Below are 15,838 nucleotides of genomic sequence, written 5' to 3' on the forward strand. Positions count from 1 at the left end.
GTCACAAACATGGGATTAAAGGAATATCAGGGTAAACGGCAATTTGGGAAAACCCCGGAACCTCGTGGGACGACCTCCCGGAATAAGGGGTCTTCGTTTGTTGTCCATAAGCATGCGGCAAGCCGGTTGCATTACGATTTCAGGCTTGAGCTGGACGGTGTGTTAAAAAGTTGGGCGGTTCCGAAAGGTCCCAGTTTAAATCCTTCCCTCAAGCGTCTGGCCGTTCATGTTGAGGATCACCCCGTCGAATATGGATCCTTCGAAGGAACCATCCCCAAGGAAGAGTACGGAGGAGGGACGGTGATGGTGTGGGATCGTGGCCAATGGGTGCCACAGGAAAATCCGCGACACGCGTATGACCGGGGACGATTGAAATTTCAATTGCAAGGAAACAAGCTGAAGGGAGGATGGAGTTTGGTTCGGATGGGAGGAGCCAAAGCCAAGGATGAAAAAAACTGGTTATTGATCAAAGAAAAGGATAAGGAAGCCCTCCAAGGGACACAGCCCGATATCATTGACACGGCTCCCCGGAGTGTGGCCACCAAGCGAACATTGGAGGACATTGCCGTGGGGACTGAGGAAAACAGCAAAAAAAAACATCCTTCCCCAATGAAGTCAGGCAACAAAACCGCCAAAAGTCGTTCCTCCCGCACCATCTCACGCAAGAAGACCACCGGACAATCCCGCGCCTTTGACCCATCCAAGCTTCCCTCCGCGGTGTCCGGGTCGCAACCGGCCACCTTTCGTCCTCAATTGGCAACACTGGTCAAGTCAGCTCCGACGGGAGACGATTGGCTTCATGAAATAAAATTTGATGGATACCGTCTTGTCAGTGTGGTGAAAGACGCCCGGATTCACCTGTTTACCCGGAACGGAAAGGACTGGACCAAGAAATTCCCTGGTATCGCAAACGCCTTGGCCCAATTGCCGGTGCGGCAGGCGATTCTAGATGGGGAATTGGTGGTCCTTCGTCCTGACGGAATTTCCGATTTCCAGGCTTTGCAAACTGTGCTGAAAGGGGAAACTTCCGATCCTCTTGTGTATTACGTGTTTGATCTTCCTTATTGCGAAGGGTATAACCTCTGCCGCACGCCCCTTCTCAAACGCAAGGGACTGCTATGGGAATTGATTAAGTGCCTGCCCGAGGCGGCCGCGTTTCATCTGCGATACAGCGACCACATCCAGGGTCAGGGAGAGCGGTCGTTCGAGCATGCCTGTCGAAAGGCTCTCGAGGGAATTATTTCCAAACATGCGATGAGCCCGTATCGTCAAACCCGCTCGAAGCAGTGGGTCAAGGTCAAATGCCATCACCGGCAGGAATTGGTCATCGGTGGGTATACCAATCCTTCGGGTTCCAGAATGTTTTTTGGAGCTCTGCTGCTGGGATATTATGATCAGGAAGGCCAATTACAGTATGCCGGACGGGTGGGAACGGGGTTTACGCAACAACGCCTTGCACGCATTCATGCCCTCTTGTCCAAACGTCATCAAGCGAGTCCCCCCTTTTTCCGGTTACCCAACGACCGCGGGCTCAAAACGGCGCATTGGGTACGCCCGGAATTGGTGGCGGAAGTTGAATTTTTGGAATGGACACGGGAAGGCATTCTGCGCCATCCCTCTTTTCTCGGCCTGCGCGAGGACAAATCAGTCAGAGACATCAGAAAAGAAAGTCCGACACCCTTGAAAGAGATCGTTCCCAAACCTTCCACATCCTCACGCGGTCGTAAAACTTCCAGGCGGGGTCATTCCCATCCGCGGGTGGAAATGGCCCTCACGCATCCGGATAAGATTCTTTATCCCCAACAGGGCATTACCAAAGGGGATCTCGCAGAATTCTACCAACACATCGCGGATTGGGTGTTGCCGCATGTGGCGGGACGGCCGCTCACGCTGGTGCGCTGCCCGCAAGGACATCAGAAAAAATGTTTTTACCAAAAGCATGGCTCCGGGTCTTTGTCGGAAAGCATCAGAACAATTCTCATAGAAGAAAAGGGCAGCAAAGAGGATAATTCCTATTTAGTGATCGATGATGTCCGGGGACTGATCGCGCTCGTGCAGATGGGGGTGCTGGAGATGCATCCATGGGGATGCCTGGAGGATCGAGTGGACCGGCCTGACCGGTTGGTGTTCGATCTGGATCCCGGACCCGGGGTCAAGTGGGAACAGTTGATCGAGGGGGCGGAACTCTTGCGCCGGAGACTGGAGGAGGATGGAATCGTCAGTTTTGTCAAAACGTCCGGGGGAAAGGGTTTGCACGTGGTGGCGCCCCTTGTCCGCCGGGCCAGCTGGGATGAGCTGAAACAGTATACCCGCAGGCTGGCGACAGAAACGGCAGAGCGACAGCCTTCCGCGTTTGTGGCCAATATGAGTAAGGCCAAGCGGAAGGGAAAAATTTTTATCGATTACCTCAGAAACGGATTCGGCTCAACGTCCATCGCGACCTACGGCGTTCGTGCCTTGTCCGGAGCGCCTGTTTCGACTCCGATCAGCTGGAAGGAATTACCCTCCCTATCCGGGCCGCAGGCCTATACGCTCAAGACGCTTCCGGATCGGCTGAATGCCCTCAAACGTGATCCCTGGGAAGAATTCTTTCAACTGCGTCAGTCCATTTCCCGGGCCGTGCTGAATGCGTAGCAGTCCGGTCCGGTAAACGTCCCGCGATTCACAGGAACGCATCCTTCCACGGCAATTCACCCGTTACTATTTCTTGCGGGCGCGTGTTTGTGCCGCTTTTTTTGCGGAAGCGGATTTCGCGGCTGATGATCGTGAAGCTGAAGCTTTGCCGCCTAACTTTCCGCCTTTCTTCGCTGGAGCGGTATTGGTGGCTTTTCCGCGTCCGGACCCACCCTTCTTTTTTCCTCCGCCGGTCATCTTATTCACCGTCGCCCATGCCCGTCGTTCGGCTTCGTCCTCCGAGACGCCGCGCTTTTCGTATCCCTCTTCAATTTTTTCCGCCTGACGCTTTTGTTTTCCGGTGTACTTGGATTTGTCTCCTCTTGGCATGAGGACCTCCTTGTTGTGGACAGAGCCGAAAAGAGAAATTTTTTCACCTGTACGCTCGAAGCGGAGAGTGGGTGAAAAATCTCAAAAGTGTGTTCCGAAAAATTGGAATATCCCATTTTACCGATGCCCTCAGTGGTGAATCAGGATACAAATACATTTGTGACACATTAAGATTTGTCCGATAGTAACGGGTCTTGTGTATCCAGTGAATGGCTAGGGTTAATCGCAGGTCAGCTACTACACCTGCACTGGTAATATTTTGGATCATGGTCGTCAACGTGAATTCTTTCCACCCCGATTTCAAAGATTGCCACATGGACCTATCAGGGGAACATGTCAATTAACCTGAAACGGAAAAGCCATGTGATTTTCCAAATGTGTCCACGGGCGAAGTCAGGCACATTCTTCCGTCCATGTCCTTCCGCGCAGGAGACGAATTTCCAGACGTCATGGAGGGATGAAAATCTGGAATACCCGCTTTTTAATGTCGCCCTCCCATAGTCAATCTCATCGGGCGATATGAGAGATCGTGTAAGGGAATGAATCCCCAATACCTCATGGCTTGCCATGACATTTACGGGAGCTGGTTAGAATGATCCGACAGATCCTTCTGCCTTTGCTGATAGCCTTCTGTGTACCGCCGGCAGTTCTATTAGGAGGAATCCGGCGGCCGAGGCTGGCGCCTCCGCTCGCCATCGCCGGAGCCTCAGTCACGCTGCTGACGGTGGTCATGTCCTGGAGGGGAGGCGGGCACACCCTTTCGTGGTCCTGGGTCCCAAACTTCAATATCCGGTTTATGCTTGTCAACGACGGGCTGGCTTTGCTGTATAGCCTCATTGCCGCCGGCATCGGCCTGATGGTGCTGGTGTATTCCTCCGGCTATCTTCCGCATTATCTCAAGAAACACGATCGCCCGTTGAACGTCCAGACATCGTATTATGCCTGGCTGGCGTTGTTTATGGCCTCGATGCTGGGGTTGGTTATGGCGGCCGATCTCATCCTGCTGTTTGTGTTCTTTGATTTGACCGCCGTCTGTTCGTATTTTTTGATCGCCTTTGACCGGACGGAGGAATCGCGCTCGGCGGCTTTGAGTGCGCTGTTGGTCACGGGCATCACCTCGGTCGGCATGCTCATCGGTATCTTATGGCTGTATGCGGAGCATGGCACTTTTTCGATTGGGGAACTGATCGACCGTGTCAAACCCGGTATCACGCTTTCCGGTGCCATGGGTCTTATGGCGCTCGCCGCCGTCGCCAAGAGTGCGCACGTGCCGTTGCACTTCTGGCTGCCGCGCGCCATGTCCGCACCGACGCCGGTTTCGGCCTACCTGCACTCAGCCGCCATGGTGGCCGCCGGGGTGTTCGTGCTGCACCGCCTGAATCCGCTGATCGCACAGGTCCCTTTGGTACAAACGGTGCTGATGATTCTGGCGGGCTTCTCCATTCTCATCGGGAGTCTTCTGGCGCTGGACGCGACGGACATCAAAAAAATTCTCGCCTATTCGACCGTCGCCCAATACGGCTATGTGTCTTTAATGTTGGCGGTGGGCGGAGTGACCGCCACCGCGGCGGCGGCCATCTATGTGCTCGTCCATGCGTTGTGTAAAAGCGCCCTGTTCATGGTGGCCGGAGCGGGCGAGGCGATGACCGGTACACGCTCGCTTGAGCAGCTTGGCGGTCTGGCCAGAAAACAGCCGATGCTGGCGATCACGAGCGTCCTTCCTGCTGCCACGCTGGCAGGATTGCCTCTCACGGCCGGGTTCTTTAAGGATGAAGGATTTTTCAAGATTGCCTCGGGGCACAGTTGGGGGATGACGGTGGTGGCGACGGCCGCCGCAGCGTTGACTCTCACCTATACCTGGCGGTTCTGGCACGGCATATTTTTAGGATCTCCCGGAGCCCCTGCCAAGCCGGCCAGCCGGCGAATGTTGTTCCCGATCGCATGTCTGGCTCTTCTGTGCCTAGTGGGCGGAATGTATATGGCGCCCGCCGTCCATCTGGCGACTGTGGCCGCATACGATGTGTATCCCCAGACTGCTCAGGAAACAGAGGTGTTGAGTTCGACATACCATTTTGCGGCGACCACCCCCAATGTGATGGCATTGACGGCCTATGGCGGAGGCTTCCTGTTATGGATCAGCCGCCGGTGGTGGGAAAGACGGTTACGCGGGCTGGTGCGCACGATGGAACGGGTAGGGCCGGACGTTACCTATGTGCGGCTGCTTGAGTGGACGTCCCGGTTGGCGGATTGGCTTCATCAGGTGGAAATGCGTGACCTGCGCGACCGGATTGCCGGTGTACTCATCCCCGCCGGTCTGTTGGTCGGGTTGGCGATTGTCGGAACATCCACCTACAGTTGGCCTGCCGTATCCGGGAGCAGTCTGACGCCCGTCGGATCGTCCTCGCTGCTTGGCCTCATACTCGTCCTGGCGGGTGCATCCGCCTTGTGTGTCGTGCGCCAACGTGATCATCTGGGACTGATTCTGACCTTGACGGCAACGGGATTTTTTCTGGCCCTGGTGTATGCCCTGCTGGGCGCACCCGATGTCTCGCTGGTGGCGGTGCTGGTCGAGACCGTGTTGACGCTGCTTTTGCTAGCGACCCTGTGGATTCTCCCTGCCTCGGTGCTGCAACAGGAAAAGGAGCGGGAGGCCCGCCGCCATGATAACCGGTGGTATACAGTGGCCGGGGTGATGGCGGCAGCACTGGTGTTCGTGTTGAGCATGACGGTCCTGTCCGAGCCCCGCCAGGACAGTGTGTCCAACCGGCATCTCGAGTTGGCCGAGCAGGTGCATGCCGAGAACATCGTGGCGGCCATTCTTGTGGATTTCCGCGGGCTGGATACGCTCGGGGAGGCCACGGTGATTTTTGTGGCGCTTCTCGGCGTGGGCACGCTTCTGGAAACCGGCGGCCGCTCGCGATCTCACACGATCATGATGAACACGGCATTCAACGAGAAACTGGCCATGGGTCTTCTCCTGCCCATCACGGTGGTGGGAATCGCGTTGCTGGTGAAGGGGTATCATGAAACCGGCGGAGGGTTTGCCGGCGGGATGGTGGTGGCATTGGGCATTCTGCTGCAATACATCGTGCTCGGTCATCAACGAATCAAGCAGGGGGTGCCGCAGGTCGGGTCGTGGGCATACGGCCTTGCCGCCGCCGGCTTGGGACTGATGCTGGCTGTCTCGTTCGCACCACTGATAACCGGTCATCCTCCGTTGTCGCATGTGCCGGGGCCGGGCAACGATCCGTTCACGCTCGGTTCGCTGGAGGGACATACGTCGCTGCTTTTCGAATCGGGGATCTTCCTGCTGGTGATCGGATTCACGGTTCTTATGCTGCAACATGTCATGGAATGGCGGGAACGGGCATGACGCTGTTGTTCTCTTTGGTGATTGCGATCCTGTTCGGGGCCGGCGCGTACCTCATGCTGACGCGGGATCTGTACCGGATCATTGCCGGCATCCTGCTGCTGTCCAATGCAACCAACCTGTTCTTGATGACCTCAGGCCATCATGTCGGTACCGTACCGATTCTCCCTCTCTCCGAACCTCAGGCGGGTGTGAGCGATCCGCTGGTGCAGGCCTTAACGCTGACGGCCCTGGTGATCACGTTTGCCGTCACGGCGGTCCTGGGAAGCCTGCTCATCCGTGTCCATGCCAGTCACCGCAGTATCGATATGGAAGACATGGCGGAAATCGAAAACCGGGAGGAGAAGAGGCGGGAACGTCTCGGGGGGGTGGATTAACATATGCTGCTCTCGGTGCCGTTGGTTACGGGTTGGGCTGTCGCCATTCTTCTGGCGTTATTGGACGGCCGCCGCCGGGGGATCGGAAGAATGGCCGTCGGGTGTCAGGTGTTGATCCTGGGCATGCTGATCTGGCTGCTGATGGATGTTGCCCGATCAGGTGTGCAGCACACGGTCACGGGAGGGTGGCCGGCGGGTATCGGCATCCGATTGCGCGGCGACCTGTTGGCATTGTTGTTTGCCACCGTGTCCACAGCGGTGCTGCTGGCCGCCATGGTGTATGAAGTCAGCCGGGGCGTGGTTTCCCGCACCTTTCCCTCGCTGGTCCTGTTTCTCGGCACCGGTCTGTGCGGGTTGTTTTTGACGGGTGATGTCTTCAACTTTTATGTCTTTTTTGAAATTTCCATGGTGTCGGCTTTTGCGCTTGCCAGTTACGGGGAGCGGCGCGCCGAAATCAGAACGGCCGCCATCTTTACCATGGTCAATCTGCTCGGTTCGGCTTTTTTGCTGATGAGTGTGGCAGCGATCTACCGCCTCACCGGGACGCTGGATATGAAGGATATCGCCTCGGCGCTGGCCGGCCGGGATGAACCGTGGATCATCGTGGCCCTCTTATTTGCCGCCTTTAGTCTGAAGCTGGGACTGTTCCCCTTTCACTACTGGCTGCCTGCCGTCTATCGTGATGCCCGCCCGGCTGTCGCCGCCATTCTCGCGGGGGCGGTGGCCAACATCGGCAGTTACGGATTCCTGCGGTTCGGAGCTCAGGTTCTGTCTCCGGTGCTGGAGTCGGGGCAGACCGTGGTGCTGACGATGGGAACGGCCAGCATGGTGTATGGGGGATTGCTGGCCGTGGGACGGCAGCCGGCGGCTGAAGTCCTCGCGTATTCCTCCATCAGCCAGGTCGGATATATTCTGATGGCGCTCGGCTTTGGAGGGTCGGCGGGCACCACGGCGGCGGTATTTTATAGTCTGATCAATGCGCTGAATAAGGCGGCCCTGTTTCTCGGGAGGGGGATGCGCGGAGGACTCGCCGTCACGGCGTTTGCCGTGGCGGCAATCAGTGTGGCGGGCGTCCCTCCCAGCGCGGGCTTTTGGGCCAAGCTGGCGATTTTTCGTGCTGCGCTGGAACAGCATAACGTCTGGCTGCCGTTTGTGGTGTTGATGGGAAGCGCACTCTCATTCGTGTATATGTTTCAAGCCTTTCAGCGGCTGTTTCTCACAGAAGAAAAGCAGGTGTACACCGGCCCGGCTTCCGTCAATTGTCTCATGGCGGTCTTGAGCGGATTGATCCTCGCGTTGGGGATCTTTCCGGATTTGTTGATCACGTTGAGCGGGCATGCCGCCACCCAGCTCCTCCACTCGGTTGAGGGGCCGGCGCCATGACGGGATGGTGGACGATTCCATTGCTCACAGGCTTATATGTGCTGGTCCTGAGCAGCATGAAACCGTGGGACTGGGTGATCGGTGGGGCACTGGCTTCAGGATTATGGTTTGCCTCACGGCATCTTCTTCATACCGTATCGCATAAGACAATGCCGCCGTTATGGTCCCGTGTGTGTTATACCCCTCTCCTGGCCGGAGCCGTGTTATGGGAGATCCTGAAGGATACCTGGCGTGTGGCTCTCCTGACGGTCGGATGGAAACCTGCCGACCGGCCGGGGTTCATCGAGGTCCCCGTCGGAAAGTGGAGCGACCTGGGAATAACTGTCGGCTGCATGCTCCACACGCTCACGCCCTGTACCTATCTGGTCGAGACGGATCTTGAACGGAAGGTGATGGTGTTCAGAGTCCTGGATGGCGCGGATTCTGATGCCGCCATCCGGCGGATTGAGCGTTTTTACCAACGATACCAACGACACGTGTTTCCCTGACGAGGCGATGATGTTGGACATGGTTTATGATGTCGCGCTGATGTGGGGGGCCTTGCTCATGATGGTGCTGCTGGGTTTCCTCATGTATTCCCGGTCATTTCTGATCCGGATTCTGGCACTGGATGTTCTTTCCATGGTCATGATTACGTTTCTCGTCCTGTATGCCCTTCAGCATCATGCCGCCTATTATCTGGATGTGGCACTGGCACTGGCGCTGTTGAGTTTTATCGGGACGCTTGGCGCGGCGGGCTACCATCGCCATCGGGGACCCACATGAACGTCCCGTTGTTCGATTGGATAGCGGCAGGGTTGATCCTGATGGGGATGGTGGTGCTCACGCTGGCCGTGATCGGCATGGTCCGGTTACAAGGCTATCATCTGCGACTGCATGCGGCCGGCATGGCCGGCGTGATGGGCGTGATACCCGTGTTGCTGGCTTCTCTGCTTATCGGAAACGGCCCCGTGATGTCGCGGGCGGGGTTGACCATCGTATTTGTGTTGCTGACGGCACCGGCTTCGTTACATGCGCTGGCGCTTGCCGGATCACGTGAAGCATCCGAATCTGCCGACACCATGCCTGAATCGACGGACCGGACGGATTCCACCAGCGACTCCCGTACGTCGCGCGGTTCATCTGCGGTTCCGGATGCGACGAATGAGAAATGATGGCAAGGGCGGGGACCGCTAAGCCGACAGGAGGGTCGGCCGATCCACGGCCTCGCTCTCCAGTGGGCGAATCTGAAGACGACCCGTTCTACACGGGCTGTTCTTCCTGCAAACAGTGTCTGAGATAATTCCAGGCCGGTTTCTTCTCTCCGGTATACGTGACGAGGTCCAGGTGATATTCGTGTTCATCCACGTGAAACCCTTCGATGGCATCCCGTGCGGGATCCAAATCGACGAGCGAATACCAGTAGATGCATTCAGCCGGGGAACGGATCGCCTCTTTCAAACGCTGTGATTGAGGCTCGCCTTCATTGGGATGTAACTGAGAAAAAGATGAGTTGGTGGCATATCCTGTTTCGGTCACCCAGATCGGGCGAGGGTCACAGTAGGGTTGGAGATAGGCGATCTTTTTCTCCCATCCCTCCCAATGGCTATACCAATCCCACTTCGGCTGGTCCGGCCACTACATGCCGGGGAACCCGTGAATGGCGACCACATCGATATGTTCCAATGCGCCATACCCGTGCATGAGGTTCAGCCAGTGGTGGTATGAAACCATTGGCACACGTCGACTCTCTCTTGAAGAGACAGCCTGGAACGTGTCATAGATAGACCGTGACGCGTCCCGCCACACAGAGACTTTAGGGGGAAAGTCTCTGTGTGGGAGACGCGCCGATCAGGTTATTTTATTGTAAGAGTTCAGCCGAGATGACGTGGAATTCTTTTTTCTGTGTCACCAACGCTTCAACGGTATCGCCCTTCTTCAATTCGCCTGATTGTTCGGCGGATTGGTCCAGGCGAAGACGGATTTCTTTACCGGAATTATCCCGGACGTAGTAGACATTTCCATCAACTTTGGAAATTTCTCCTTTAATGGTTCTTGTGAATTTTTCGCCCTGTGACGATGATGATTGTGAAGAAGATTGTGCCTGCATAGACTTTTCACCTTGTTGTGTGGAAGCTGCAGAAGAACCTCCCTCCTTTTTCACGGAAACCACATCATACGTCTCTTCCCCTTGAGGGATCTTGGCTTGTATTTTGTCGCCTTCTTTGGGTCGTTCTCCTTGAAAAGCCTTCTCGTCGAGGTGAAGACGGATCGTGTCACCCTTATCATTTTTGATAGTGAACACGTCGCCATCAATTTTATCCACGGTGCCTTTCACCGTCGCCATCTGGTTCTGTTGCTGACTGGTTCCTTGGGAATGTTGTGGCATCTGATCGCCGGCAGCCTGAAGAGTGCCAACGAAACCCAGGGTAAATGCAAAAGCGGGTACGACAATTTTCAATACGTGTGACATAACGTGAAACCTCCTTAATTTTGGTTGATAGTTAATAGTTGTCACTGTACGCCATTCATGCTGCAATCGTGCACTCTCATTAACCCTGGTTATGTGCTATTTTTCCCAGTATTTTCCGCAGATGCTATATAGATACGTCGCGGACCATGTGAGCAGCATGAACCCTGCCAATGATTCAAACATTGAGACCAAACGTAAGGGACCATTCACATGCTGGCTGGTGAAACCAAGGGTGGTAAAGTTTATTCCTGAAAAATATAGCCAGTCTCTGTAAGAGCCTTCAGGACTGCTGATAATTAGGCTCCCGGGGTACAAGGTCTTTTCCAGGCCTGCCAGATACGCCGCATATAAACTGATCTCCGCAAAGTGTGTCAGGGCCAACAGACAGAAAACGTAAAAGGTGACAAAGGGGGGAGAGGAGGGATGACGCGGCACGAGTCGGCTAATACCAAAGAGCAGCCCGACATGAACAGCCGCAAGCACAGCGGTTCCGCTTAACCCCAGCACAATGGACATCGTCAGAATTTTCCATCAAAAAGTTTCGACTGCAAATAATCATTTCTTTCCAATTCACCTTGGATGTCTAGTGGTACAGCACACACGCTATGCCTTCCCGACTGCCCCAAAATGTAGCCTCAGAACACTGGTATGCGTACCAACTATTTGCCCACGGAAGCATGTTGTGAAGAAGTCTTCCCAAGGGTGTCTGCCGAGTAGGCTTCGCGTTGGCCCATCGGTTCGGGTTCACCGGCCGTCGTGTCCACCCGCGTCTGACGTTCCATTTCAGAATTAATTTCGGCCCCGACCATGACGATGAATGCCGTCAGCCAGAACCACATAAGCAGAATGACTGCCGCGCCGAGTGACCCGTACGTCTGATTGTAACTACTGTAATCATTTGCATAAATGGCAAAAGCCGACGACCCTATTATCCACATTAGCGTGGCGATTCCGGCACCCCATGACACCCATTGCCACCTCGGGTAGTTCCGGCAGGGCGCATACCGGTACAGGATGGCCAATCCACCCATGACGATTACCGCCAAAAGCGGCCAACGACTGAGAGAAAGGACCGTTTGCATGATCTGGCCGAATCCCAGCATTCCTAAAACCGCCGGCAGCAGGGTAATGAGAAAGAGCGTCAGGATGACAAACACAAGACTTCCAACCGTCAATCCTATCGCCAGCGCGGTCACTTTGATGAAACTCCGCTCTTCTTCTTCATTGTAGGCAATGTTCAAGGATGTGATCATTGCAGACATGCCCTTAGATGCGCTCCAAATCGCAAAGAGCAATCCCCCTATCGCTCCAAGACTTAACGCTGATTGGCCGCTGGTGGAAATGGTTGTCAGCTGCTCTTCGATCAACGTTTGGGCGTCTTGCGGGAGAAAGGAACTGAGAGAAGTAATTTGTGCCTGGACATCAGAGACCTCGGTAATCAATCCATACAGCGACACAATGGCGGCCAACGCCGGAAAGAGCGCGAGGACGGCATAAAACGCCACTCCTGCGGCGACGATCGAAACGTTATCCTGTGAGATCTGATCCTTCACCCGCAGGAGGATGTCCCACCACCCCGCATTCGTGATTTGGCTAGGTTGGGTGGCGTTCCGGCCTCTTGGGCCGGACTTCTTTTCGGTTGTGTAGTTGGAGGACATATTCCATCCTTTTGTTGCAAAATTTTGGTCCAAATGAAAAATTTTCATTGAGGAGAACGGACCGGAACAGAATACTCAGACAAGCATTAACGCACCTGTCATTATTGAGTCATACACACTAACCATTTGGCGAACCGGCTCATGCAACCGTTGATGCGGCTGTCGCTCTTTATCTCAGGCCGACCTGTTCTTTCATCGCCTCACTGGCTGCCCGCTGCGCCTCACTCACGGCTTCTTTGGCCATGGGCATAATCTCTTTGGCGGTCGCCTTGGCTTCTTGTAGCAACCGGTCGCGTGTTTCACCCATCCATTGATCTTCCTTTTCAGACCGGGGCAGGGAAAGGCCGATAGCAGTTCCAATGGCAAATGCCATGGCCCCGATCGCCAGAGGGCTTTCCTGTATATACCGGGACACTTCAACTTTCATGCGTTCGCCCTGCTCGCGTGTGTGCTCCCGAATTTCATCAGACCGGTGTGACGCCTCTTCTTTCCAGTCTTCTAATGATTCTTTCGCCTGGTCGGTCCATTCTGATATCTGTTCTTTTGCCTGTTGCCCTGAAGCCTGTGCTCTTGCTTTCATGGCGTCCAGGGATCCTCCCCGGCGGGATGGTTGTCGGGGAATCCGTCCAGCTTCAATTCCGGGAGCATACTCCGGCCACTCTTCATAGGGATCAAGGGAATAGCCATCGCCATAATCGCCATTTCGGTTTCTTCCAAACCTGTGTCTTTCCGATGACGAATTTGCGGCTTGTTTCATCATCCATATGAGCCCCATACTCACAAGGGCGGCAGGCACGGGATTGTTCAGGACCCGTTCTACCAGCATGGATTGCCATTGGTTCACTTTCGTCCGGGCATGTTCTTTTGCCGTTTCGACTTTATCCATGGCTGCATTTTTGACCTGTTCTTTAATGGTATCCGGAGACAGACGTTGTTGAAGTGTATGAACTGTCTCGTCCAGTTCCGCTCTGGTTTCTCGGATTTGTTCGCGAAGCCGGTCAGGATCTTCAATCTTTTGCGATTCTGACATTTTTAATTGAGTGCGTTGGTCGTCCACTGTTTGGTCTCCTTTATACTGTCAATGGTTTTTTGCGGGGCGGGGTTGATGTTTTTCAGGTCGCTGATGCCTTTCTGAATTAGGCCGTAACCAATCCCCACGACCACCAGACCGATGATCAGGGCTGATGCCCATCCGGGTATAACTAACGCCAGAGCAAGTGTGGCCGCTGCTAAAAGAACCAGCAATCCGGCATAGGCCAGCGCTCCGCCCACCGCTATAAAGCCCACATCCTTGCCTGCCTGTGTGGCTTTTTGGGACATTTCAAGCTTCAAAAGCTGGATTTCCTGTTGAATGAGTATTTTTGTCTCATTCATCAGGTCACGGAAGAGATCACTAAGTGGTCGTTCTTCCTGGTACAAACTCATAACTTCCTCCTTCTCTTCAATGTGAGTAATTGGATTTCCCGTTACATGGTTGGCGCGGCAGGTGTAGCTGTCGCCGTGGGTTCTTCCCTCCGGAACGATTCTTGCCGTCCATAGGAAGAAGATTCGTCTATCCTTCGATCTCTGGAACTTTTTAAAAATCTTCCAGCCACGAGGCCCATCATAAACGCCCCGCCTAAAAACGCTTCGGGATGACGCCGGGCAAACATTTCCGCTTCGTTCAGCAGTTCACCGACATCACGGGATTCGAAATATTGCGCCATCCGGTCCATTTGTTCCGCCGCCCGCTCGGCATAATGGGCGACGCCTTCATTCTGTTGCTCCCGCAGGGTGTGACTGGTTTGGCGCACGGCTTCCGCCAGCCCGCTGAGTTCCCCGACACCCTTTTGTTTCTGGCTTTCGAGTGTGCTCTTTACTTTGCCTTGTGCCTGGTTCGCCAGTTGAGTGGTCTGCTCACGTACCTGCTCTCCGACCTGACCGGCTTTTTCCTGCACCTGTTTGCCGATTTCTTTCGCTTTTTCCTTCATGTCATTTGCCATTCCTGTCTCCTTCCATTGATGAATGTCCTCAATAAGAAACCCCACGAGCGTCTTTCAGCAGGTGTACTACCTACTTGTAAGCCAAAGTGAGGGAGTCGTGAACTGTCAACAACCCTTAATTTTCGCGAAATATCGAGGGCACCCACTCCAGGGTATCAGAATGGATCATGCGTGCGGCTTTAAGGACTCTAAAAGGAGGATTTTCCAGGTCCCTGCCGTTTGCGCGAGAGCATGGCTGCAGGGCAAACCCTCCCAGATCACCCTCGTCGTATGTGTTTCAGGATACAGACTAACCGGCTAATACAGAAAACCCGGCTATTCTTTCCCGTGATAGACGCGGGCTCTGGGGGCGTGGCCCAAATGGAGAGTATGAAGCGGCGGATTCATTAATAACGAAAAATAGCGGACAACGAGGTACTGTCTGGCATCTCTTTCTGGGAGAGGGCATAAACCGTGCCTTTTTTAAGTAACGTCTGCACCACCGCAAAATCTAAGATTTCCACTGATTCGGCGGACTTTGTCGGTTTTGTTTCCACTCGGTTTTGCATGACGTCGATACGACCCCATTGTTGAATGTCCCGGGCGACGAATAGTGTATCGATTTTTCCCTCATGGGCTGCCAGAACCACGGTTTTCAGATCATGGGAAGCTTTGGACGTACCCAAAAACTCTTCACACTTGTTCTTGGCCTCTTCTATGCCGTGATCGGCATCTGCTTTCACGACCGGCCAGACTTGCCGGTGCAATTCATGAAGGCTTTTTTCATCAGCATTGCCTGTGACCCCTTCTTCCATAGTATGAGGGTAGGTATTGACGTCTTTGTAAATCGGAATCAAATATTCCACGCCCGTCAGATATAACGGTGCCTGCGCTTCGTGCAGGAACTCGTGAAGACCTTTTGCCACCTGATGAAAAAATTGGGAAATGCGGGATTTCGCTTCGTCATCCCCACCGCCCTGTCCATGAAACATGGCGGCCCGCTGGTCGCCTGCATTGGGGGCTTTGGTATGCCATTGCAAGGATTGCTCGCCGCCGGCCGTTTGATTGGCTTCCTCCATACTGAGGGGAATATCTGGTATGCGCAATTCCTGCAGGCCATCCTGTGAACCCTGAAAGAAACGGATATGGTTCTGACTGAGCGCGAGAAGATAAAACGTTCCTCCATACATGAACACGGGCAGGATGGGTTTCAGATAAAACCGGGATTCTACCATCGTGAGTTCGGGAAGACTGAGAGGCAGACGAAAGACCCGATGCCAATCCTTCGCGACGTACATGGCCAGCCCCTGATCCTGATACCGCCAGAATTGCTCATCCTCCAGGAGTTTCGAGAGAGGTTCCAGCCAGGTTCGAGCGTCTGCGCTCCTGATGCCCTGTTCCGTCAATTGCTGTTCCGTCTCTTTGAGAAGGTTTTTCAAGCGTATCGGGTCCTGTCGGATTTCCTGTCCTGCGGGATGGGTCGGCATGTATAAGGACACGCAGGGACTTTCCTTCTGTTCAAGGAGATCCTCTAGATCATTTCTTGTAATTGACATGTTGATCCTTTCGATGGCTCAGAAGTGGCGGCTGCACTATTTACTTTTCAACGTAACACGGAAAGATTGCTTAGAAAC

At 54.5% G+C, this 15,838-nt stretch carries 16 protein-coding genes; 7 read left to right on the forward strand and 9 right to left on the reverse strand.

Annotated elements, in window-relative coordinates; genetic code table 11:
* Positions 1-9 precede the first annotated feature (9 nt).
* Positions 10-2,634 carry a DNA ligase D gene (gene ligD, locus PQG83_RS02235; RefSeq protein WP_312746294.1) on the forward strand — a complete coding sequence of 875 codons (2,625 nt, stop codon included), beginning with the start codon at positions 10-12 and terminating at the stop codon, positions 2,632-2,634.
* A gap of 66 nt (positions 2,635-2,700) precedes the next feature.
* Here ligD and PQG83_RS02240 read toward each other — a convergent pair whose 3' ends face one another.
* Entirely contained in the window at positions 2,701-3,003 is a 303-nt protein-coding gene (locus tag PQG83_RS02240; protein WP_312746297.1) for a hypothetical protein, read from the reverse strand.
* Positions 3,004-3,595: 592 nt separating this feature from the next.
* Between PQG83_RS02240 and mbhE the strand changes: the two genes are divergently transcribed.
* Genes mbhE through PQG83_RS02270 form a run of 6 tightly spaced genes read left to right on the forward strand, consistent with a single transcriptional unit; the run spans position 3,596 to position 9,287 of the window.
* Positions 3,596-6,376 carry a hydrogen gas-evolving membrane-bound hydrogenase subunit E gene (mbhE, locus tag PQG83_RS02245; protein WP_312746299.1) on the forward strand — a complete coding sequence of 927 codons (2,781 nt, stop codon included), beginning with the start codon at positions 3,596-3,598 and terminating at the stop codon, positions 6,374-6,376.
* Positions 6,373-6,750 carry a sodium:proton antiporter gene (locus PQG83_RS02250; protein WP_312746301.1) on the forward strand — a complete coding sequence of 126 codons (378 nt, stop codon included), beginning with the start codon at positions 6,373-6,375 and terminating at the stop codon, positions 6,748-6,750. The genes mbhE and PQG83_RS02250 overlap by 4 nt, the downstream gene beginning before the upstream one ends.
* A gap of 15 nt (positions 6,751-6,765) precedes the next feature.
* A complete protein-coding gene (locus PQG83_RS02255; protein ID WP_312746302.1) occupies positions 6,766-8,133 on the forward strand; it encodes a complex I subunit 5 family protein in 1,368 nt (455 codons plus the stop codon).
* On the forward strand, positions 8,130-8,621 hold the full coding sequence (locus PQG83_RS02260) for a Na+/H+ antiporter subunit E (RefSeq protein WP_312746303.1): 492 nt from the start codon (positions 8,130-8,132) through the stop codon (positions 8,619-8,621). Before PQG83_RS02255 ends, PQG83_RS02260 begins: the two co-directional genes overlap by 4 nt.
* Positions 8,622-8,628: 7 nt before the next feature.
* Positions 8,629-8,898, forward strand: coding sequence for an MrpF/PhaF family protein (locus PQG83_RS02265; RefSeq protein WP_312746305.1), 270 nt, complete (start codon positions 8,629-8,631; stop codon positions 8,896-8,898).
* A 41-nt stretch (positions 8,899-8,939) separates the two neighbouring features.
* Positions 8,940-9,287, forward strand: a complete 348-nt coding sequence (locus tag PQG83_RS02270) for a cation:proton antiporter (protein ID WP_312749163.1) — start codon at positions 8,940-8,942, stop codon at positions 9,285-9,287.
* A gap of 88 nt (positions 9,288-9,375) precedes the next feature.
* Here the strand turns inward: PQG83_RS02270 and PQG83_RS02275 are convergent, their stop codons facing one another.
* The 8 genes from PQG83_RS02275 to PQG83_RS02310 form a co-directional block, all read right to left on the reverse strand.
* Positions 9,376-9,651 (reverse strand): hypothetical protein, encoded by a 276-nt coding sequence (locus PQG83_RS02275; RefSeq protein WP_312746308.1) that lies wholly within the window; start codon positions 9,649-9,651, stop codon positions 9,376-9,378.
* Between the two features lie 322 nt (positions 9,652-9,973).
* Complete coding sequence (locus PQG83_RS02280; RefSeq protein WP_312746311.1) at positions 9,974-10,585, reverse strand: hypothetical protein; 612 nt, start codon at positions 10,583-10,585, stop codon at positions 9,974-9,976.
* 96 nt (positions 10,586-10,681) lie between these two features.
* Entirely contained in the window at positions 10,682-11,101 is a 420-nt protein-coding gene (locus tag PQG83_RS02285; protein ID WP_312746314.1) for an ion channel, read from the reverse strand.
* A 143-nt stretch (positions 11,102-11,244) separates the two neighbouring features.
* Positions 11,245-12,243 (reverse strand): YihY/virulence factor BrkB family protein, encoded by a 999-nt coding sequence (locus PQG83_RS02290; RefSeq protein ID WP_312746317.1) that lies wholly within the window; start codon positions 12,241-12,243, stop codon positions 11,245-11,247.
* Between the two features lie 169 nt (positions 12,244-12,412).
* Entirely contained in the window at positions 12,413-13,300 is an 888-nt protein-coding gene (locus PQG83_RS02295; RefSeq protein WP_312746319.1) for a DUF3618 domain-containing protein, read from the reverse strand.
* Positions 13,276-13,668: a phage holin family protein gene (locus PQG83_RS02300; protein WP_312746321.1), complete on the reverse strand. Its 393-nt coding sequence runs from the start codon at positions 13,666-13,668 to the stop codon at positions 13,276-13,278. Before PQG83_RS02300 ends, PQG83_RS02295 begins: the two co-directional genes overlap by 25 nt.
* A 41-nt stretch (positions 13,669-13,709) precedes the next feature.
* Positions 13,710-14,225, reverse strand: coding sequence for a hypothetical protein (locus PQG83_RS02305; RefSeq protein WP_312746323.1), 516 nt, complete (start codon positions 14,223-14,225; stop codon positions 13,710-13,712).
* A 386-nt stretch (positions 14,226-14,611) separates the two neighbouring features.
* A complete protein-coding gene (locus PQG83_RS02310; protein ID WP_312746326.1) occupies positions 14,612-15,760 on the reverse strand; it encodes a baeRF7 domain-containing protein in 1,149 nt (382 codons plus the stop codon).
* Positions 15,761-15,838: the final 78 nt, after the last annotated feature.

The sequence above is a fragment of the Candidatus Nitrospira neomarina genome (genome assembly GCF_032051675.1).
GTDB classification, from domain to species: domain Bacteria; phylum Nitrospirota; class Nitrospiria; order Nitrospirales; family UBA8639; genus Nitrospira_E; species Nitrospira_E neomarina.